Annotated in this window: 16 protein-coding genes; 4 read left to right on the plus strand and 12 right to left on the minus strand. The window is 59.2% G+C overall.

Annotated features, from left to right (window positions below; translation table 11 throughout):
• Positions 1-54: 54 nt before the first annotated feature.
• From CAL20_RS17215 to CAL20_RS17240, 6 genes are all read right to left on the minus strand, one after another.
• Entirely contained in the window at positions 55-798 is a 744-nt protein-coding gene (locus tag CAL20_RS17215) for a FadR/GntR family transcriptional regulator (protein ID WP_176456470.1), read from the minus strand.
• Positions 785-1,546, minus strand: a complete 762-nt coding sequence (locus CAL20_RS17220) for an SDR family NAD(P)-dependent oxidoreductase (RefSeq protein WP_179266693.1) — start codon at positions 1,544-1,546, stop codon at positions 785-787. The genes CAL20_RS17215 and CAL20_RS17220 overlap by 14 nt, the downstream gene beginning before the upstream one ends.
• 21 nt (positions 1,547-1,567) lie before the next feature.
• Positions 1,568-2,908 (minus strand): pyruvate dehydrogenase complex dihydrolipoamide acetyltransferase, encoded by a 1,341-nt coding sequence (locus tag CAL20_RS17225; protein WP_094838478.1) that lies wholly within the window; start codon positions 2,906-2,908, stop codon positions 1,568-1,570.
• Positions 2,908-5,196 carry an alpha-ketoacid dehydrogenase subunit alpha/beta gene (locus CAL20_RS17230; protein ID WP_094838479.1) on the minus strand — a complete coding sequence of 763 codons (2,289 nt, stop codon included), beginning with the start codon at positions 5,194-5,196 and terminating at the stop codon, positions 2,908-2,910. Before CAL20_RS17230 ends, CAL20_RS17225 begins: the two co-directional genes overlap by 1 nt.
• A 21-nt stretch (positions 5,197-5,217) precedes the next feature.
• On the minus strand, positions 5,218-6,081 hold the full coding sequence (locus CAL20_RS17235) for an SDR family NAD(P)-dependent oxidoreductase (RefSeq protein WP_094838480.1): 864 nt from the start codon (positions 6,079-6,081) through the stop codon (positions 5,218-5,220).
• Between the two features lie 140 nt (positions 6,082-6,221).
• The gene (locus CAL20_RS17240) at positions 6,222-7,085 is read right to left on the minus strand and encodes a LysR substrate-binding domain-containing protein (protein ID WP_094838481.1); all 864 of its coding nucleotides are present in this window, start codon (positions 7,083-7,085) and stop codon (positions 6,222-6,224) included.
• A 126-nt stretch (positions 7,086-7,211) separates the two neighbouring features.
• On the opposite strand from CAL20_RS17240, the gene CAL20_RS17245 reads away from it, so the two are divergent.
• Complete coding sequence (locus tag CAL20_RS17245) at positions 7,212-8,273, plus strand: NAD(P)H-dependent flavin oxidoreductase (RefSeq protein ID WP_094838482.1); 1,062 nt, start codon at positions 7,212-7,214, stop codon at positions 8,271-8,273.
• 35 nt (positions 8,274-8,308) lie between these two features.
• Here CAL20_RS17245 and CAL20_RS17250 read toward each other — a convergent pair whose 3' ends face one another.
• Positions 8,309-9,550 carry a pyridoxal-phosphate-dependent aminotransferase family protein gene (locus tag CAL20_RS17250; RefSeq protein ID WP_094838483.1) on the minus strand — a complete coding sequence of 414 codons (1,242 nt, stop codon included), beginning with the start codon at positions 9,548-9,550 and terminating at the stop codon, positions 8,309-8,311.
• A gap of 193 nt (positions 9,551-9,743) precedes the next feature.
• Between CAL20_RS17250 and CAL20_RS17255 the strand changes: the two genes are divergently transcribed.
• On the plus strand, positions 9,744-10,457 hold the full coding sequence (locus tag CAL20_RS17255; RefSeq protein ID WP_094838484.1) for a GntR family transcriptional regulator: 714 nt from the start codon (positions 9,744-9,746) through the stop codon (positions 10,455-10,457).
• Positions 10,458-10,475: 18 nt separating this feature from the next.
• On the opposite strand, the gene CAL20_RS17260 is transcribed toward CAL20_RS17255, so the two are convergent.
• Positions 10,476-11,393: an MBL fold metallo-hydrolase gene (locus tag CAL20_RS17260; protein WP_094838485.1), complete on the minus strand. Its 918-nt coding sequence runs from the start codon at positions 11,391-11,393 to the stop codon at positions 10,476-10,478.
• A gap of 283 nt (positions 11,394-11,676) precedes the next feature.
• On the opposite strand from CAL20_RS17260, the gene CAL20_RS17265 reads away from it, so the two are divergent.
• Both CAL20_RS17265 and CAL20_RS17270 read left to right on the plus strand, forming a co-directional pair.
• Positions 11,677-13,260, plus strand: a complete 1,584-nt coding sequence (locus CAL20_RS17265) for a GGDEF domain-containing protein (protein ID WP_094838491.1) — start codon at positions 11,677-11,679, stop codon at positions 13,258-13,260.
• A 168-nt stretch (positions 13,261-13,428) separates the two neighbouring features.
• Positions 13,429-14,658: an MFS transporter gene (locus CAL20_RS17270; RefSeq protein WP_217903913.1), complete on the plus strand. Its 1,230-nt coding sequence runs from the start codon at positions 13,429-13,431 to the stop codon at positions 14,656-14,658.
• A 47-nt stretch (positions 14,659-14,705) separates the two neighbouring features.
• Here the strand turns inward: CAL20_RS17270 and CAL20_RS25895 are convergent, their stop codons facing one another.
• From CAL20_RS25895 to CAL20_RS17290, 4 genes are all read right to left on the minus strand, one after another.
• Complete coding sequence (locus tag CAL20_RS25895; protein ID WP_094820633.1) at positions 14,706-15,437, minus strand: winged helix-turn-helix domain-containing protein; 732 nt, start codon at positions 15,435-15,437, stop codon at positions 14,706-14,708.
• Between the two features lie 23 nt (positions 15,438-15,460).
• Complete coding sequence (locus tag CAL20_RS17280) at positions 15,461-16,078, minus strand: SecDF P1 head subdomain-containing protein (RefSeq protein ID WP_094820632.1); 618 nt, start codon at positions 16,076-16,078, stop codon at positions 15,461-15,463.
• Positions 16,079-16,213: 135 nt separating this feature from the next.
• The gene (locus tag CAL20_RS17285) at positions 16,214-16,987 is read right to left on the minus strand and encodes an OmpA family protein (RefSeq protein WP_094820631.1); all 774 of its coding nucleotides are present in this window, start codon (positions 16,985-16,987) and stop codon (positions 16,214-16,216) included.
• 116 nt (positions 16,988-17,103) lie between these two features.
• On the minus strand, positions 17,104-19,991 hold a 2,888-nt coding region (locus CAL20_RS17290), incomplete at its 5' end, for a YadA family autotransporter adhesin (protein WP_179266694.1).

Below are 19,991 nucleotides of genomic sequence, written 5' to 3' on the forward strand. Positions count from 1 at the left end.
TGAGCCGGTCCAAAAACCATATCGCACCCAACCGCCACGGCGAGACCAAAACCCCTACGATCGATAGGACGCCAGTCGGGCCGATGCGTTTTGCAGATGATCACTGGCGGCTTGCGCGGCCTGCTCAGCATCGCCTGCTTCGATCGCCTTCAGGATCGCCTCGTGCTCGGCCTGTACCTGCCACATCAAATCCGGCGAACGATTACGGGTATTCTTGCGCGCCGTGCGTATGAGTCGGCGAACCTGCCCGTCCAGAAATCCCGCAAAAGCAATGAAATGCTGATTGTGGCTGGCCAACACGATGGACTTGTGAAACTGCCCGTCCTCCTCCGAACCGTCGGCCAACTCTCGCGTGGCATCGTACAGCCGCTGATAGCATGCACGAATACGTTCCAGATCGTCAGCAGTACGGCGTTGCGCCGCCAGACGCGTCGCCGAGACCTCCACTGACAATAAAAACTCGAACAACGCGTCGATCTCGCCGCCGTTGCCCATATTCGTATCCAGGCGGAACACATTGCTGCCATGTGGATTGACGAACTGCCCCCTGCCTTGCTGCGAGATGATCAGGCCATCCGATTTCAACATGAAGATAGCCTCGCGGATCACCGGCCGGCTCACACCATAGGTAGCAGCCAACGCCGCCTCAGATGGCAATTTGTGATTTTCATCGACGATATCGCCCTGCAAAATCGCCTGGCGCAAACGGTCGGCGACCTCGCTCGGCAAGGTTGCCGGACGAGGAATCAGGCTCTCTCGCAAAGGATCAGGCAACACCACAGGATCATCCTGAGACATACAGTCCACCATTGACGTGCAAGACCTCGGCGGTAATAAAGCTGGCGTCATCGCTGCACAAGAACGCCACCACCGATGCGACCTCGTGAGCCTGTCCCAGGCGCTTTACGATGGATTGGTCGATCGACTCGGCGGCGCGAGTCTGTAGCAATGCCGAGGTCATCGGGGTTTCGATGATACCAGGCGAGACCGCATTGACACGTGTACGCGGCCCCAGCTCGCGTGCGATGCTGCGCGTAAAGCTCAACAGCGCCCCTTTCGAGGCGCTGTAGTGTGCGTTGTAGAACGCACCTCGATGCGCCGCCATAGAGCTCAGATTCACAATCGCACTGTTCTCGCGCAGTAACGGCACCAGCCTGCGGGTCAGGTAAAACACCCCATCCAGATTCACCGCCAGTGTGCGGCGCCATTGCTCGTCCGTCATCTGCGCTAACGGCTCGGCCAGATAGATTCCCGCACATGACACCAGAAAATCAACACCGCCAAACGTTTGCTCAATCTCAACCGCCGCCCGGGCGGCCGACTGCGCATCGGATAAATCGGCGGCAAAGGTGGCAATGACGGGTAAATGGGCGGAATCAGTGCCGTCCTGCAAGGTCGCGGCAAAGGCCTCTAGCGCGCTCTGATCCAGATCCAACAGAAACACATTGGCGCCAGAACGAAAAAAGCGTTCCGCCACGGCACGCCCAATACCGCCTGCCGCCCCGGTCACCACCAATGTGCGCCCAGAAAAATCGTAGATAGCCATGATGCAATCGCTTATTGATATTCAGACCAGCATGGCCCAGGGTTGCTCGATGTATCGTGTATAGCGGCTCAACCATTGGGCCGCCAGTGCACCGTCAATCGCGCGATGATCGACAGATAGCGTGCACTTCAGCACGGGCTCGATGCCGAGCTGATCATTCACCACCACCGGCGCACGTTGCACTGCGCCGACTGCGAGAATGGCGGATTGAGGGGGGTTGATGATGGCGCTGAAACGCGACACCCCATACATGCCTAGATTGCTGATACTGAACGCGCCGCCCTGATACTCGTGGGGCAACAACTCATCGTCACGTGCCCGCTGCGCCAATGTACGCACGCTCTGGCTGATTTCGGTCAGAGACATTTTTTCTACCCGCCGCAGCACCGGCGTATACAGTCCTTTGTCGGTTGACACCGCGACACTGATATCGACATCGCGATAACGCAGCATGTCCTCCTCTGTCCAGGTGACATTCATCTCTGGCAGGTCCCTCAACGCACAAGCCGCGGCCTTGATGATCAGATCATTGATCGAGATTTTTCCCTCGATCGAGCCATTGATTTGATCCCGCATCGTCAGCAATGCTCCGGCGCGGCATTCTGCATCGAGATAAAAATGCGGTACCGTGGCTTTACTTTCCGACAAGCGCCGCGCGATGGTCTTGCGCATCTTGGAGTGCGGCACACGAACGACGGCATTCAGAATCGCGGCAAGCTGCTCGCTTGGTCCGCTTCGTACACTAGTCCCTACGGTCGTGTCGTGCTCTGCCTGCGTAGAGGGCTGCGATGCGGCCTGTGGCAGATCACGCTTCACCACACGCCCATTGGGGCCCGAACCTCGCACACTGCGCAGGTCAATACCGCGCTCGGCCGCCAAGCGGCGCGCCAATGGGCTGGCGAATTGCCGATGTTGAGAGCTCTCTGTTGTCTGCACGGACGCCATCTGCTGTGTTGAATCTGCAGCGGACGCAGTCTCCGGTCCAGGCAGGTCCTGGCCACCGGCGCGGCAGGATGCATCCGCACCATGTGAGGGGGTTTCAGCCAACGCGGCGTCCGCGGCAAGCGAAGCACTCTCGGCCGAAAAAGAAGCCAGCAGCGCCTGAGCTTGCGCCTCCGACTCGCCATTTGCCAACAACACGGCAACGGCAGCCCCCACGGCGACATCTCGCCCCGCCGGTGCGAGGATATGCGACAGCGTTCCATCATGTTCGGCTACGAGGTCCACTGTCGCCTTGTCCGTCTCTATCAACGCCAGGGTGTCTCCTGCGCGTACGGAGGCACCGCTGTCGACCTCCCACGACAAGAGCGTCGCGGACTCGGCATTCGCTGCGATTTCAGGCATACGGACAACACTGGCCATTATGCGGCTCCTTTTTGCTGCATGACACAACGCAACCCTTCGATGACCTCTTCTGTTCGCGCGGCGGCGGCGCGCTCCAGCACTTTGGAAATACTGGGCGCAGCCTCGCCTCCGGTCACACGCTGTACAGGCTGATCCAGCCAGTCAAAAAAGCGGCGTTGGATCTCATCGGACAGCCACCCGCCATAGGAGGTCCCGCGCGCGCCTTGCTCGACGATGAGCACATTGTTCGTCTTTCGAATACTCTCCCCCACCGTGTCCCAATCCAGACTGGCACGATCCAACCAGCGCAGATCGATCAGATCAGCCGATATGCCGGTCTGGTCCAGCGCCTCTGCGGCATGGTGGACCATAGACAAATACGTGATGACTGTCAGTTCGGTCCCGCGTCGACGCACGCAGGCTCGGCCTACAGGCAAACAATAGTCGTAATCGTCGATCGGCCCCAGGGCCGTGGCGTTGTATAGATCGACATGCTCGATGACCAATACCGGATCCTTGCAGCGCAGGGCCGTATTCATCAACCCGACGTAATCAAACGGCGTGGAAGGCGCAACAATGCGCCACCCCGGGCTGGTAGCAAAGATGCCCGCAGGGTCCATCGAATGCTGCGAGCCATATCCCGTTCCCATTGCGACCTTGGTCCGCAACACGAGCGGCACATCGCTATCGCCGCCAAACATATGACGTACCTTGCCGATCTGGTTGAAAACCTGATCGGCAGCTACCCACATGAAATCGGGGTACATGAACTCGACCACCGGCTTATAGCGGCCGTCCAGCGCCATCCCGCCGGCCAATCCGACAAAGGCGTTTTCACTGATAGGCGTTCCCAGGCATCGATCTGGATACAACTGGCTCAAGCCACGGGTGGCACCATTGGTGCCTCCTTTCAGGCGATGAACGTCTTCGCCCATCACAATCACCGACGCGTCCTGCTGCATACGACGTGCCATCACATCGGCCACGACATCGATAAATTTGCGATCAGACACCGCGACATGATTCGAACCATCAGCGCTGCCCGGAGAGCCGCTCGCCCCCTCTGCCATGTCCGGCTCGGCAGCGTAGCGCGCGCCCTGCATTTCAGAGAGATCGCCCAGAATACCCACATCTCGAAAATCCGGACTGGGCCACAACGCGGCGCGTATCTGGCGCTTACCGGCATGACGCGCGGCAGTGCTGCTGGTACCGGAGGCATTTGGCGCCTCATCGCCCCCTGCGGCCGGCCCCTCTATAACTGTCAAGGCTTGCACCGCGTCGTCCATGGCCGCTTTTACGCGATCATGCAAGGCTTGCACATCCGATTCCGTCAACAGTCCGCGCGCCGTCATACGGCGGGCCAGCAGCAGCAGCGGGTCACGCTGGCGCCACGCGGCTTCTTCTTCCTTTGTGCGATAGCCAAAAGCGCTGCCTGCATAGGGGCCGTTTTGATGAAAGAATCGATACACGTCGGCCTCGATGATCGTCGGGCCCTGACCCGAGCGCATATGGGCCAATGCCTGCTGCATGGCCACGTGCACCGCCAGCGGGTCCATGCCGTCGACCTTCCAACTCGGGATATTGAACGCCGATCCGCGTGACGACAATCGCGTCTCCGCCGTGCTGTCCTCGATCGCCGTCGAGACCGCATAGCGATTGTTCTCGATAAAAAAGCACAGTGGCAGTTTCCACGCCGCTGCCAGGTTCATCGTCTCCAGCACCGAACCGATATTGACCGCGCCGTCACCAAAGTAGGTGATCATGACATCGTCCGTACCCGCGTGACGATACGCCCAGGCTTGGCCCGCAGCCATCGGCACACCGCCTCCCACAATGGCATTCGTGCCCAGCGCGCCGGCCTCGGCCCAACGCAAATGCATAGACCCGCCACGCCCGCGGCAGTATCCCTGTGACAGGCCCAGAATCTCGGCCAACGCCTTCTGCAGCAGACCTTGCACGGCCGCATCGATTTTCGCTTTCGGATCGATTCCGCGCGGGTGTAGGTACGCCAACGCTTTAGACAAAAATTGATGATGTCCACGATGCGAGCCGTTGACGCCATCACTCGCTTTCAGGCCTACGATGGATCCTGCGGCGCCGCCTTCTTGGCCGATACTTGAGTGGGCCGGGCCATGCACGAGGCCCTGTGCCGCCAGATCCAGTACGGTTTCCTCGAACCCTCTTATCAGCGCACAATGCGCCAGCAAGGTGCCCAGCAATTGCGGGTCAGCCTCGTCCCAATCCTGATCAGTCGTTGTCAGTTCCCACCAGGGAGACTGCGGGGTCAAGCGGCAAAGTTCGGGCATAAGCGTGATCGTCGTGTTGAGTCAAAGATAACCGTTGGCAGTCCACCCGCCATCGGCAACATAGGCATGGCCTGTCACAAAGGCGGCGCCATCCGACGCCAGAAACAAGGCTGCCTCGGCAATTTCCTCAGGGGTACCCAATCGCCGCATCGGCGTATGAGCGGCCAGCACATCCGCATCGAGCGCACCGCGCGCCACCAGATCGTTGACCAAGTCGGTGCGGATATAGCCTGGACAAATCGCATTGACGCGCACCCCGTGGGGCGCCCACTCCAACGCCAGTGATTTACTCAGCGCCACGACGGCGGCCTTGGATGCGCAATACGCCGCACGTTCGGGCGCGGCCACGATGCCGTACATCGATGCCGTATTCAGGATCACCCCGCTACCGTCGCGAGTCATACGCTGAGCCGCCTGTTGGCAGCAATAGAACAACCCATTCAGATTGATATCGACCGCTCGCCGCCAATCGTCCGGCGCTAGCGTCAGCGTGGGCCGGTTCATTGAAATGCCAGCGTTATTCAACAGCACATCGACTCGACCATAGCGAGCGTCTATAGCCTGGAATGCGCGTTCGACCGCCTCGCTATCCATGACGGACACACAGATCGCATCGACATCGATGTTCCGATATTGCTGCCTGAGCGAAGCCTGTGCGGCGGACAAGGTGTCCGGATTCACATCCAACAACACCAGATGCGCCTCGTGCCGCGCGAAAGCGCGCGCCATGGCCAGCCCTATGCCCGCCGCAGCGCCCGTGCATACGACGACTTTCCCGGCCAGGCCTGGGTAGTAGCTTGGGCGCTGCGCGTGCGACTGGCCGTCCACCTCGCGATCCGGTGGCAATGACCGGGATCGATGGTCACTCGACTCTGACAGGAACATGCTTGTCTCTCGTTGTTATCGCAGCGTGCGAACGTTGATCGTCGATCAGTGCTCGCCGCCGTCTTAAGAGGACAGCATACGTTGCTATCAGCTTATCTTACAATTAGGTATAAACCCTCATATCAAAAGATCGCCGGCGCTTAATCCAGCAATTGCAGCAGGTGCTGAAACGCGGGAGCTTCAAACCCCTCGTGCCACACCAACACCGTATCGGCCTTCCCCGCGGATAGCGTCTTTAAGGTGTCAGGCGCGCTGGTGAGCGCCAGCACACTTTGCGGCAACAACGTCACACACGCCCCGGCCGCCACGCAGGCAATCATGGCGTGATACGAGGCCATTTCCAGCACCGTCCAATCGGCCGCGCCGTTCATTCCCAGCAGTTCTTCGGCCATGCCGCGATAAGTGCATCCTTGCGGAAAAGCCGCCAAGGCCCGGACTTGCACATCGCTGGGCTTGCGCGCGCGGGATTCGCTCGCGGGCAGCAGTAACACGAGATCCTCGCGCCATACCTGCTGGGCTCTCAGGCCTGCCTCCTGTAATGCGGCCGCGTCTTGCAACGACGGCGGCAACGCCAGAAATGCGCAGTCCAATCGGCCTGTTCTCACCTGTTCCAATAATGTGCGCGATGGCCCCGTACTCAACGTCAGGCGCGTGGTGGGATAGGACGCGTGATAGCGTGCCAACAACGCAGGCAAACGGCTCGCGGCGGTGCTTTCCATACTGCCTATGCGCAACGCACCGCCCTCTCGCCCGCCAGTCACGACATGACGCGCCTCATCCTCGAGCGCCAGCAGCCGTTTCGCATAATCCAGAAAGCGCTCGCCCGCCGCCGACAACGCCATGCGTTTTCCCGTGCGCACGAACAGATTCGTGCCCACGTCGGCCTCTAGTTGCTGGATGCGCGTGGTGACGTTCGATGGCGCACGGCCCAGGCGAACGGCAGCCTGGGTGATGCTCAGCTCACTGGCCACCGAACAAAAAATCTTGAGCGATTCCGAATCCATTTAATTCCCAATTAGAGAACAATTTATGTATTATATTCCCAATACTGAAATTATAGAACTTCAGGGCCGGCGTCCTTAAACAGACCGCTAGACCGCCATTCTGCCTAAACCATCGAGGATTTCTGCATGAACACGTCCGCATCATTTCTGAGCCGGCTCGGCATCAAGCATCCCATCATTCAAGCCCCGATGGCAGGCACGTCCACCCCGCAATTGGCCGCGGCCGTGTCGAACGCGGGCGGCTTGGGGTCGCTCGGTATTGGCGCCAATACCGCCGACCAGGCGCAACTAGCGATCGAAGACACCCGCCGATTGACGGACGGCCCCTTTAACGTCAACGTGTTCTGCCACGCGCCATCGGCCTATGACGCCGCGCGCGACAATGCATGGCTGCGCCATCTGAGCCCGCTGTTTGCAGAGACCGGTATTGCGCCACCCACGGCGCTCAAGGAAATTTACAAGAGCTTCCTGCAAGACGACGCGGTGTTTGAGATGCTGCTGCAACAGCGCCCCGCGGTCGTGAGTTTTCATTTTGGCCTGCCCACGGCCAAACATATCTACGCGCTGCGCGAAGCCGGGATCTATACCATCGCCAGCGCGACCAATCTGCACGAAGCCACACTGATCGAACAAGCCGGCATTGACGCGATCGTGGCCCAAGGCATCGAGGCAGGCGGTCATCGCGGCATGTTCGACCCCGAAGCGATCGACGAACGGCTCAGCACATCCGTGCTCGTCCGCTTGCTAGTGCAACGGACCCGATTGCCAGTCATTGCCGCCGGCGGCATCATGGACGGCCAAGGCATCAAAGCGGTATTGAACCTGGGCGCTGCCGCTGCACAACTCGGCACGGCATTCATACTATGCCCAGAGTCCGCGGCAAACGCCAGCTATCGCGAGAACCTGAAAAGCGACCGTGCCGCCACCACGAGGTTGACGCCTGTGTTGTCGGGCAGGCCAGCGCGCGGCATGGTTAATCGATTCATCGAATTCGGCGAAGCAGCCGGCAGCCCCCAGCCTGCCGGATATCCCTATGCGTACGACGCGGCAAAGCAATTGAGTGCCGCTGCAACGAAGCAAGGCAACAACGAATTCGCCGCTCAGTGGGCGGGCCAAGGCGCGCCGCTCGCGCGCGAGATGCCGGCGGCAGAGTTGGTATCCACTTTGGTCACAGAACTGGCCGCCTAAAGCATCGACCGACGTCTGCCCGCGGTACCCCGAGATCAGGCTGCCCGGTTCAGTACCCGCCTGACCGGGTGCGCCGCGAAATAATCCATCGCGGCATGAATGCCGCTTTGCTGTAATTTGACGCCGGAGAGCTTCAGCCCCATTTCCACACCGGCCACCATGGCCAGCAATGTCAGGTCGTTGCTGTCGCCGAGATGCCCCATGCGGAACATACGGCCTTTGGCTTTACCCAAGCCCGTTCCCAGCGACAGATCAAAGCGTTCATGAATCAATCGGCGCACATCGTCGGCGTTGATGCCTTGGGGCGTGATAACGCCAGTCAACACCGGGGAATACACCTCCGGGTCTGCACACTGGATCGGCAAACCCCACGCATTGACAGCGGCGCGTACGCCCTCGCCCCAGCGCTGGTGACGCGCAAACACATTGTCCAATCCTTCGTCCTGCAACATATCCAGGGCCTCGGACAAACCATACAGCAGGTTCGTATTGGGCGTATAAGGCCAATAGCCGGTAGCGTTCATGTCGATGATCTCGTCCCACGCAAAGAACGAGCGCGGCAGCTTCGCTTGTTGCGAGGCCTGCAAGGCGCGCGGAGAGATGGCGTTAAAGCTGATGCCCGGCGGCAGCATCAGACCCTTTTGCGAACCGCTGACGGTGACATCCACGCCCCATTCATCATGACGAAAATCTGCGCAGCCCAGCCCCGAGATCGAGTCCACCATCAACAGCGCAGGATGTTGGGCCGCATCGATGGCGCGGCGCACGGCGGGGATATCTGAGGTCACGCCGGTGGAGGTCTCGTTGTGCACGACGCAGACGGCTTTGATCCGATGCTGCGTGTCCTGGCGCAAGCGTTCCTCGATCAGAGCGGCCTGCACGCCATGCCGCCATCCGGCCGCGTTCGGCAGTTCGGCGTCATCGCCCGGCCAGGTCAAAAACTCGACAGACAGACCCAAGCGCGTCGCCACGCGGTTCCACAACGTCGCGAAATGGCCGGTCTCATACATCAAGACGTGATCGCCGGGACTGAGCGTATTGGACAAGGCCGCCTCCCAGGCCCCCGTGCCCGAGGCGGGATAGATGATGACGGGATGCTTGGTTTGGAAGACATCCTTGATGCCCTTGAGCACCTTCAGGCCCAACGCGCCGAATTCCGGCCCACGATGGTCAATCGTCGGCAGGCTCATCGCGCGCAGGATACGATCCGGCACGGGGCTGGGACCGGGTATCTGCAAAAAATGACGGCCTGTAGGATGGAAATCGAGCGGGATCATGGGCGCCCCTCCGAATGATGAAAGTGGTAAATAGCGAGAACGTTTTAGAGACTATCCTCCGGGGCCTATTTTTGCATTCAAAATACATTTTTACCTCATGGTTTACCCTATGAACCCTTAAAGTGACGCGGATTTTTGTATTTATAATTCGGCTATTCAAGCAATCCAGCTGGACAGCAGTCCGGCCCACCTTATGGCTGAAGTTCTCGAAATTTCTCGACAGGCGCTACACGATCAAGTCGTCACGCGATTGCGCACGCTGCTGATAGAGGGTCGCATTGCACCCGGTGCCAAGCTGAATGAACGCGAGCTCTGCGAGCAATTGCGCGTATCGCGCACGCCATTACGCGAAGCGATCAAACTGCTGGCTGCCGAGGGATTGGTGGACCTGATTCCTAATCGGGGGGCCGTGGCTGTACGGCTGACCGAGGCCGATGTCCTGCACACCTTCGAAATGCTGGGTGTGCTCGAAGCCACCTCCGGCGAACTGGCCGCGCGACGCATTTCCAAAGAAGAACTCGCCGAACTGCGCGCCCTGCACTACGAAATGCTGGCTTGTTATGAGCGGAACGACCTGCCCGGCTATTACGAGTTCAACGCAAAGATCCACAACGCCATCAATGCAGCCGCGCACAACCCTGTGCTGGCCAGCACCTATCACTCGATCAACGCGCGCGTGCAGTCGCTGCGCTATCGCACCAACCAGGATGCTGCCAAATGGAAGCATGCCATCCAAGAGCACGAGCAAATGATGCAGGCATTATCCGAGCGCGACTCGGCTGGAATGCGCGCGATATTGCTCGAACACTTGCAGCGTAAACGGGATCTGGTGCTGGAATTGCTGCATGCGGGCAAGCTCTATCCCGGCGCGCCAGCGCCGCACGGCGAAACGCGGCGCAGCGCGTAGCGAATCGATCCTCAGAAATCAGAAATCCCAAATGACCGGCACCCAACGAAAACCGTCGCCCTCGATGGCCACGTGACCAACGGAGGGAAACGGCAGGTGCGTCGCCACCAATAGTTCTCCGGTGGCGGCGATTTTCTTCAGCAGGTCGACCCGGACGCGGGCGGACTCGTCGGGGTAATGCTCAAAGCCGTTATGCCAATCGGGATGATCGAATCCGACAGGGAATATGGCGTCGCCTGCGAACGTCAGCCGATCGCCTCTGGACTCCAGACATACCACGCTGTGGCCGGCGGTGTGGCCGCCGGTGCGATGGACGGTGACGCCCGGCGCGACTTCACATTCCTCGTCGAATGTCTGCAGATAGCTGCCATACTCGTTCAAGAATCGCGTTGCGGCCGAGCACAGCACGCTCGGTATGGGCTCCGGCATGCAAGCCTGAGAGAAGTCCGGCGATTTCCAGAATTCGACTTCTGATGCCGCTACGTGGATCCGCAGATCAGAACGCAGTTGCTCTTTGATCCCCTCGACCAGCAAGCCGCCCACATGGTCCATGTGCATATGAGTGATGATGATGTCGGTCAGATCGCCGAGATCGATACCAGCGGCCGCGAGTCGCTGCGGCAGCAACCCGGCGCGCGGGAAGTCCGGGTATTCTGCGCCCAGGCCGCTATCAATCAGAATGTTCCGATCGCCGCGGCGCACCATCATCACGTTCAGCGGCCAATCGAATGCATCCGGCGGCAAGAACATGTCGTCCAGCCAGACCGCCCTGTCAACTGGGTCGACATTTGTAGACATGGTTTCAGCGGGCAACAAGAGCACTCCATCGCTGATCACCAGCGCTTCTATCTCGCCAATACGCAATGCATAACGTGAAGGGACTTGTTCGTCGAACTGCTGCTTAGCTGACTGCACGGTGTTGTCTACGCTGAACATGATGAACTCTCCTAGAGGTGGCGGCCCAATCGCCTGGGCCCACGCGGCAAAACGCCGCACGTCGTCATGGTAGGTAGCAAGGGAAATGGCCGGTAGGCATGCGAAGGTGCTCACTGTGTTGCCCAATACGCACCAGGCCAGCCTTATAATTTCCTAACATTTCAAGTTTTTTAGAATTGCTACATTAACGAAATGACGCTGCCAACCCCATGATGTTTACATCCGAAGATCACAAATAATGAACGAAGCCGTCTTGAATCACGATCTTGCCGGTAGTAGCGGCATGAACAATGACACGCCTGCGCAGCGCCTTCGGGGACGGCAGATACGGCCGATCGTGCGCCGAGTGACGCTGGGCCTGAGTGTGGCCTGGCTGGGGCTTGTGGCCGGCGCGGGCTGGTGGATGTCGCAACGGGCGACGAACACGTGGCTGAGCAGCCTGGGGGCCAGCGCCGAATACGAAACCACAACCACGGCACGCGTCATACAGCGGCTATTTACGGAAATGGTTAGCGTGACCAATATGGTGGCACGCCAAAGCCAGGTCGTGGAGCTCGCCACCCGGTATCGCACGGATCCGCCCGGCTTTGCCGAGCTGACGCATAAGCAACGTGCCGCGGAGTTTACACGTGACCCGTTGGTACGCAAGGTTGGTGACTATATGAATGCGCTTGCCGGCGATCTGCGCTATGGCCGCATCTATATGAACAATATGTCGGACGACACCGTGACGGCCAGCAACTGGGCCTCGCCCGACAGTATCGTGGGAATGATTTACACGGGCCGCATTTACCTCATGGACGCCTTGCGCACAGGTAACGGCAGCTCATTCGGTATCGCCCGTCTGCTCAAAATGCCATCCTATTTCGTGTCCAGCCGGATTGACGACGCAAACGACAGGCCGCTAGGCTCTGTGACGGTGAAATTCGACGCGTCAGACATGGCGCTGTATCTGACAGGCCGGCATATTTCACTGATCATAAACCGCCAAGGGCGTGTCATCACCAGCTCGTCAGAGCCGTTCATGCTACGCAACGTAGCGGCTCTGCTGCCACCGGGATCGACAGTACCATCGCCCGACGGCGAGGAGTCGGGAGACCCCCTGAACGTACAGGCAATGGACCTCCAGAGCCATACCGGCGGATGGTTCATCGACGGCAGGCCCTATCTGCTGCGCAGCCAGCCGCTGCCCAATACGCAGTACCAGTTGCTCACACTGGCGTCGCTGGATGACTTGGCGCCCATGGGAAAACGGCACGCATGGACGGCGGGGCTGGTGGCGGTGGTCGGACTGGCTCTGCTCCTACTGTCCAGCCATGTGGTGGGCCAGATGTTGATACGCCGCCAGGACGAACGGTATGCGGCCAACTATGACGTCTTGACCGGTCTGCCGAATCGGCGCGCGGTAGTAGCTCAGTTGGACCGTTTGTTTGCCGTAGCGAAGCAAACGCAATCGTGGGTAATGGTGGCGTTTATCGATCTGGACGGTTTCAAGACAATCAATGACACCTACGGCCACGAGGTCGGCGACAAATTCCTGATCGAAGTCGGCCGGCGCATGTCTGCCGCCCTGCGCGCGAGCGACATGCTGGGCCGGTTTGGTGGAGACGAATTCGTCGTGATCGGTCTGGCCGCTCCGGCCGAGGTCGATGATCCCGATGCAACAGCCAATGCGCTACGCAGCCGTCTGGCTCCGCTGTTGATCGGCACTTACACTTTCGACGAGTGCAGTTTCGACTATGCCGGCGCGAGCTTTGGTATCGCCAGCGCCGATCCGTCGGTCAGCTCGGTGGAAGACTTGCTCAAAAAAGCGGACAGGCTGATGTATGCCGACAAACAGGCAAGGCGGGCGCTGCAAACGGCATAAAAATCAATTACCACGGCGGCAGTACTGGGCGAGGTGCTGGGGATTCAAAACCGGGATCCCTCCGCATCGCGCTCCGGCTTGGGGCCAGGCTGCAAAATTTTCGGAACGATGTCGATTTCCGGCGGATTCATTCGTCGTGCTCTTGACATCGTTTACTGAGGAATTGCCATGCTGCAGAACCAAGTCTATAGGTGGGTGATCGTCGCGACTGGCGGCGTGCTGGGCTGTATCGCCATCGGCGCCATGTTTTGCCTGCCGGTGTTTCTATTTTCGATTGCCCAAGATACCGGCTGGTCGACGACGGGGATCTCCACCGCCATGACCATCGGTTTTCTCGCCTTGGCCGTTGCCAGCCCCCTCTGGGGCACCTTGTCAGACCGGCTGGGCCCCAGGCTGGTAGTACTGACCGGTTCGGTGCTGCTGGCCGCTGGCCTGGCGCTGGCCAGTAAAGCCCCATCGCTGCTGGTCTTTCAACTGGCTTTTGGCCTGTTGGTCGGCGCCTCCGGCGCGGCCATCATGGTGCCGATCATGGCGAGCGTCACCGGCTGGTTCGATACCCATCGCAGTCTCGCCGTGTCGCTGGTTTCCGCAGGGATGGGCGTCGCGCCCATGACCATGTCGCCATTGGCTGCCTGGCTGGTGGACGGCCATGACTGGCGCACCGCCATGCTGATCATCGCCAGTATCGTCGCTGTGTCAATGATCCCGCTCTCGTTCCTGATCCGCCGCCCGCCGGCACTGGCCGAGCCCGCGGCGCAATCCCCGGAAACGGCTGATCAGCCGTCCCTGTCGCTGGCAGAAGCACTCAAGTCGCGGCAGTTCATCATCCTGGCCCTGACCAACTTTTTCTGCTGTGCCACCCATTCCGGCCCGATTTTTCACACGGTCAGCTACGCCGTGACATGCGGTATTCCGGTGATTACGGCGGCAACCATCTACAGCCTGGAAGGCCTCACGGGGCTCGGTGGCCGCGTCGCTTTCGGTCTATTGGGCGACAGACTCGGGGCCAAGCGCGTCCTGGTCTGGGGACTGCTAGCACAGGCTTTTGGTGCGCTGATCTATGCTTTTGCCAGCAATCTTGGGACCTTCTACGCAGCAGCCGCAGTGTTCGGCTTCATCTATGGCGGGATCATGCCGCTCTACGCCGTCATCGTCCGCGAGAATTTTCCGTTGCATATGATGGGTACGGTGATCGGCGGCACAACCATGGCGGGCAGTCTAGGGATGGCAACCGGGCCAGTAGCGGGAGGCTTGCTTCATGACCTCACGGGCAGTTATGTCTGGCTGTATGTCGGGTCTTTCGCGCTGGGAACAGGTGCTTTCCTGATTGCCCTGACTTTCAAGCCATTTCCGAAAACCGCGATCGGGTTACCCGCTCTTTCCAGACAAGCAGAGTGAACGAACCATGGAGCTCCGCTCGTTGACCGGGAACAGGAACGCGTCGATCAGGTAGAACTCCCCACGAATACGTATCCATATCCCCTGATCGACCGAATCGGCAATCTTTCTCCCGTTGCTTCCAGCTTCTGCTTTATCCGGCTAATTTGAACGTCTACGTAACGTCCTGTCTCCCCGGGCCGCGGCTTGATAACCAGTTCTTTGCGTTCAACGGGATGGGGACAATTTGCCATCAACACTTGCAAGAGATGTCTTTCAGTCGGCGTCAATCCGATTTCTCGACCCGAGGGTGTCAACAGCAACCAGCCGTCGTCCTTCAGTCCCCACCGTTTGTCGTCGGAGTCGCACACCGAAATTTGGTTGTCAACCTCAAGCATGGGTTCATCCTGAGATGCTCGAGTAAATGCATATCCACGACGCCAAAGTGCCTGGAGCGAAGCAACCACCTCCAACGCCAAGACACTCGAATCGAAGCAGGCGTCAGCCCCAGCAAAAAGGAGGGATGCTCGCTCGGGGCCAAACACCGTCTCCTCAGTCAGAACGACTATGCCCGCGGTGGGATACTCGGACCTTAGCTCATTGAGCTGAAGTGACCTGTGCTCTGACCGACAGCGCACAGCGTTAACAATGCGGTTCGTCTCTTCGGAACTGTCGAGAGTCGAAACATTGTTCATGGCCCAGTCATCTCTAATGGAAATGCGCCATGGTGCTGCCTCTATCATCATTCTCTGTAATGACGCGTCGCTGTCATACACAAGAAAAACTGGACTGACGGTCATTGCTTCGGTCACTTCTTTTCTTCTTATCGACCCGCCGGCTGACGAATCAGGCGCGAGATAGCTTGAGCCTCGTCGACGCTAGCGACCGGCAGAGGAAAGCTGCCGCCATCATAAGTAGCCGAGATCTTGGGTACGGAAATCAGCTTGCCTTGCGCGCTGATGATCAGATAGTTGCCCTGCGCCTCGCGAGTCACCTTGGCCAGCTTTGCCGCGCCCTGCTGATTGAAGTCAAAGCGCAGAAACACCTGTCCATTCTTATTTTGCATCGGCACAATCTGGCGCAGATCCGCTTGAGTCAACACCGGTTGCGGCACGGCGTAGAGGCGCGTGTTCTGATTCAGTTGCACCTGAGCCAAGCCATTGCCGGGACGGACCTGGGCCAAGTGGAAAGTAATGTTCGGCGTAGTGTTATTGGCAGCCTGCTGCCTCGGTTGCTGGGCCGATTGCTGTGCCGACTGCTGTGCTGGTTGCTGAGCCGTGCTGGCCTGCTGGGCAGCAGGCTGAGCACTGCCTGTGCGGGCGCTGCTGGTTCCCTTGCTCGGCATCTGCTGACATGCGGCCAATCCGAGCAAACTGGCGAGTGCCAGACCACGCAACGCTTCGCGCTTAACCATTGCCGTCATCGATGTGCTAATACTCATTGGAACTCCAATACAAAAAAGATCACAAAGCCCGGCCGCTAGGAGGCCATGTTGGCTTTGTGCCCATTATCAGGATGTGGGATAACTCGCGGACCTCGTTATGCTCATGTCTTCTTCTCGGTCCGCGCAGCCAGTTCAGCGCACGCCGCTTGCGTTGATGTCGACGCGACGATTGGGGGCCAGGCAGGCTACCAACTCACTGCGGTTCTGTTGGTCGCATTGCACAATCGGCTGGCTTTCGCCGTAGCCCACGGCACGCATGCTGCCGCTGGGAATGCCATTGGCAATCAGTGCTTGACGAACGGCATCCGCTCGCCGCTGCGACAAATCGAGATTACTGGCGTCGCTGCCGATGCGGTCCGTGTGGCCGGCGATTTCCAATTGATCAACGGTCTGCTGCTTACGCAGCTCACCCGCGATCTCGGCAATACGGCTATTGCCGGCAGCAGTGATCACTGCACTGCCAAACGCGAACGAGACATCGCCGTTCAAGGTGTATTTCTGGGGGGCTGCTGATTTGCCAGGCCGGCAATCCTCGGGCGCCCAATGGAAGCTGCGAGCGACTTTATCCGAGTCGAACAATATCTTGAACTGGCAAGTACGGATGCCCTGGGGGGTACGGAAATGGAATAGATAATCCCATTCGCGCACCTGGAACCCTTCCGAGAAATGCGGGCGGCCAAGCAACTCATATACCTGGTCTCGAGTGACTCCATCTTGGACCAGCGCCAGACTATCCACATTCGGGAAAGTCCCGGTAGAGAGGGAAACTTTCTGTGGATCGGGGAACACTGGACTATCTGTCTTGCCGTCACTGCTTACATTACTCAGGGTGCCGCACCCTGCCAGCAACAGAGCTGCCGTCAGTGGCGCCGACCGCTGCAGGCAGCGGGTAATAACGGTTTTCATCAATCTTTCCTTTGAATTCGACAAGCAGTTTGATCGCCGCCGGCATGACAGAGCGATACCGGCGGCCCCCTCTTCGGCCCCGCGAGGCCGAAGAGTGCAAGCTCAATATCGTGGGATTACCACTGATAACCCACACCCACTGCGCCGCCGTAATCGCCGCGCGAATTGGAGTTACCAGAGAGTTTCACAACCCAGCTTCCGTTATCCGACACGGTTGAAACGCCGATCGCAAAACCTGATTCACCGTTGTAGGTGCCGCCTGCAATTGCCATCATGCTCTTGCCTGGCAAGTAGGCCTGCGGCAAGCCCGCCGTGGCCATCGCAGAGGCTACACCCGCGCTGAGCTTGTTATTGAGCCTGTTCATATCGCCTCGAACTTGATTGACCTGGCTCTGCAAACTACTGGTGGCAGATTCCAACTGGCCAAGGTTGACAGCGTCCGTAGGCGATGTGCCTGCTCCCACATTTATGATCTTCTTGCCGCCCATATCGATACCGCCTTGATTGATAACCGGGCCGTTTTCGATCTTGACTTCCTGAGCGTTCACCGTCTTGGCCGTCACAGAGTTGACGTTGATGTCCTGAGCCATGGAGACCTTGACATCGGCGCCTTCGCCGTTGGGCCGCTCGGTCTTCGAGATGACGATATTGTCGCCAGCGACGAAGCCCACAGTGTTGCCGTTATGGATCGGTGTAGGCGAACCTCCACCGGTACCACCATTAGAGCCACCCGAGCCGCCGTTCCCGTTGCCCGAATCCGTACCACCCGAGTTTCCGCCCGAGTTGTCCGTTCCCGGCACCTCAACGTTCCAATGCATGCTATTGAGCGCATCCTGCAACGAGGCGTACTTGTCGCCACCGTAGCTGAACGAACCGTCATCATTGAGGCCGATGAAGTCGGTGACAGGCTTGAGTTGCTCTTCAGTCGCAGCACGTCCAGAGCCATCACCAAAGCCCGCATAGTTGACGGTCTGGTTAGTCAGGCCGGTAATGGTGCCCGTATTGCCGCTGATGACGATTGGGCTGAGGCCCCCGATTGCGATTTGGTCGCCACCGATCGCAGTCGTGCCGGCAGCATCGGTTATCGAGATTGCGCCCGCGCCTACTGTCGATATGTTGGCACCATCCGTCACCGTCAGACCACCATTGTTCAGCACGCTGCCATCTGTGCCGTCTCCGATCGTCAAGCTGCCGTCTGCGGTCAAGTGGAGATCGTCCGCCAGATTGAACGCCAGATCAGTGCCCGTGCGAGTGATGTCGATATTGCCATCGGTATTAGACAAGTCCACCGAACCGCCAGGTGCTACGTTGGCGCCCGCATCACCATTGGCGCTCACGTTCCAGCCTGCGCTTGCGACGTCGTTGACCTGTTTCAGCTGATCTTCCGTTGCCGCTTGGCCGCTGGTGTAGTTGTTCGGATCGAACGTCGTGTTGGTCAAACCACGGATCGTGCCGGTATTGCCGCTGATCACAATCGGATTAGCGCCGCCTACGGAGATTTGATTGCCGCCGATAGCCGTGCTGTTGCCAGCCGCGTCCACCACCGACACCGTGCCGGCACCCACCGTCGTCGTAGCACCAGCGGCATTGCTTACCGTCGTGCCAGCAGCGGTGATGGTTGCCGTATTCCCGGCACCGTCAGCCACCGTTGTGCCCGTAGCCGTGGTCGTCGTCACGTTGCCTGCACCGTCATTGACCGCCAGACCGTCATTGTTCATCACGGTATTACCCGTGGTGACGCTGCCGGTGTTGCCCAGGTCGATATTCTGATTCAGGCTGACGGCCACCACACCGTTCTGATCCACACCGGTTTGAGCAACACTGATGTTGCTGTCGCCTTCGAATCGCACTACACCGTTCGGGCCGATGTTGGCGCTGTTGCCACCGGCATCGGTCACGTTCCAACCGGCGCTCGCAACGTCGTTGACCTGCTTCAGTTGGTCTTCCGTTGCAGCCTGGCCGCTGGTGTAGTTGTTCGGATCAAACGTCGTGTTGGTCAAACCACCGATCGTGCCGGCATTGCCGCTGATCACGATCGGGTTGCTGCCGCCGACCGAAATCTGGTTGCCACCGACCGTGGTCGTATTGCCTGCACCATCATTGACCGTCAGACCGTCATTGTTCATCACAGTGTTGCCCGTGGTGACGCTGCCGGTGTTGCCCAGGTCGATGTTCTCGTTCAGGCTGACCGCCACCACGCCGTTCTGATCCACACCGGTTTGAGCAACACTGATGTTGCTGTCGCCTTCGAATCGCACTACACCGTTCGGGCCGATGTTGGCGCTGTTGCCTGCCGCATCGGTCGCGTTCCAGCCTGCGCTTGCAACATCGTTGACCTGCTTGAGCTGGTCTTCCGTTGCCGCCTGGCCGCTGGTGTAGTTGTTCGGATCGAATGTCGTGTTAGTCAAACCACCAATCGTGCCGGTATTGCCGCTGATCACAATCGGGTTGCTGCCACCGATCGAGATCTGATTGCCGCCGATGGCCGTGCTGTTGCCAGCCGCGTCCACCACCGAAACCGTGCCGGCACCCACCGTGGTCGTAGCACCGGCGGCATTGCTCACCGTCGTGCCCGCTGCCGTCGTAGCTGTCGTGTTTCCGGCACTGTCAGCGACGGTCGTGCCGGTAGCCGTGGTCGTCGTCACGTTGCCTGCACCGTCATTGACCGCCAGACCGTCATTGTTCATCACGGTATTACCCGTGGTGACGCTGCCGGTATTGCCCAGGTCGATGTTCTCGTTCAGGCTGACCGCCACCACACCGTTTTGATCCACACCGGTTTGAGCAACGCTGATGTTGCTGTCACCCTCGAATCGCACTTCACCGTTCGGGCCGATGTTGGCGCTGTTGCCACCCGCATCGGTCACGTTCCAACCCGCGCTTGCAACATCGTTGACCTGTTTCAGCTGGTCTTCCGTTGCCGCTTGGCCGCTGGTGTAGTTGTTCGGATCGAACGTCGTGTTGGTCAAACCACCGATCGTACCGGTATTGCCGCTGATCACGA

The sequence above is a fragment of the Bordetella genomosp. 4 genome (genome assembly GCF_002261185.1).
Lineage (GTDB): Bacteria > Pseudomonadota > Gammaproteobacteria > Burkholderiales > Burkholderiaceae_B > Bordetella_A.

Bases quoted from the DNA above. Each gene is read 5' to 3' on its own strand.
- CAL20_RS17250 (WP_094838483.1), bottom strand. From the start codon at position 9,550: ATGATCCCGCTCGATTTCCATCCTACAGGCCGTCATTTTTTGCAGATA.
- CAL20_RS17260 (WP_094838485.1), bottom strand. From the start codon at position 11,393: ATGTTCAGCGTAGACAACACCGTGCAGTCAGCTAAGCAGCAGTTCGAC.
- CAL20_RS17235 (WP_094838480.1), bottom strand. From the start codon at position 6,081: ATGTTCCTGTCAGAGTCGAGTGACCATCGATCCCGGTCATTGCCACCG.
- CAL20_RS25895 (WP_094820633.1), bottom strand. From the start codon at position 15,437: ATGACCGTCAGTCCAGTTTTTCTTGTGTATGACAGCGACGCGTCATTA.
- CAL20_RS17220 (WP_179266693.1), bottom strand. From the start codon at position 1,546: ATGGCTATCTACGATTTTTCTGGGCGCACATTGGTGGTGACCGGGGCG.
- CAL20_RS17280 (WP_094820632.1), bottom strand. From the start codon at position 16,078: ATGAGTATTAGCACATCGATGACGGCAATGGTTAAGCGCGAAGCGTTG.
- CAL20_RS17245 (WP_094838482.1), top strand. From the start codon at position 7,212: ATGAACACGTCCGCATCATTTCTGAGCCGGCTCGGCATCAAGCATCCC.
- CAL20_RS17265 (WP_094838491.1), top strand. From the start codon at position 11,677: ATGAACAATGACACGCCTGCGCAGCGCCTTCGGGGACGGCAGATACGG.
- CAL20_RS17255 (WP_094838484.1), top strand. From the start codon at position 9,744: ATGGCTGAAGTTCTCGAAATTTCTCGACAGGCGCTACACGATCAAGTC.
- CAL20_RS17270 (WP_217903913.1), top strand. From the start codon at position 13,429: ATGCTGCAGAACCAAGTCTATAGGTGGGTGATCGTCGCGACTGGCGGC.
- CAL20_RS17230 (WP_094838479.1), bottom strand. From the start codon at position 5,196: ATGCCCGAACTTTGCCGCTTGACCCCGCAGTCTCCCTGGTGGGAACTG.
- CAL20_RS17215 (WP_176456470.1), bottom strand. From the start codon at position 798: ATGTCTCAGGATGATCCTGTGGTGTTGCCTGATCCTTTGCGAGAGAGC.
- CAL20_RS17225 (WP_094838478.1), bottom strand. From the start codon at position 2,908: ATGGCCAGTGTTGTCCGTATGCCTGAAATCGCAGCGAATGCCGAGTCC.
- CAL20_RS17240 (WP_094838481.1), bottom strand. From the start codon at position 7,085: ATGGATTCGGAATCGCTCAAGATTTTTTGTTCGGTGGCCAGTGAGCTG.
- CAL20_RS17285 (WP_094820631.1), bottom strand. From the start codon at position 16,987: ATGAAAACCGTTATTACCCGCTGCCTGCAGCGGTCGGCGCCACTGACG.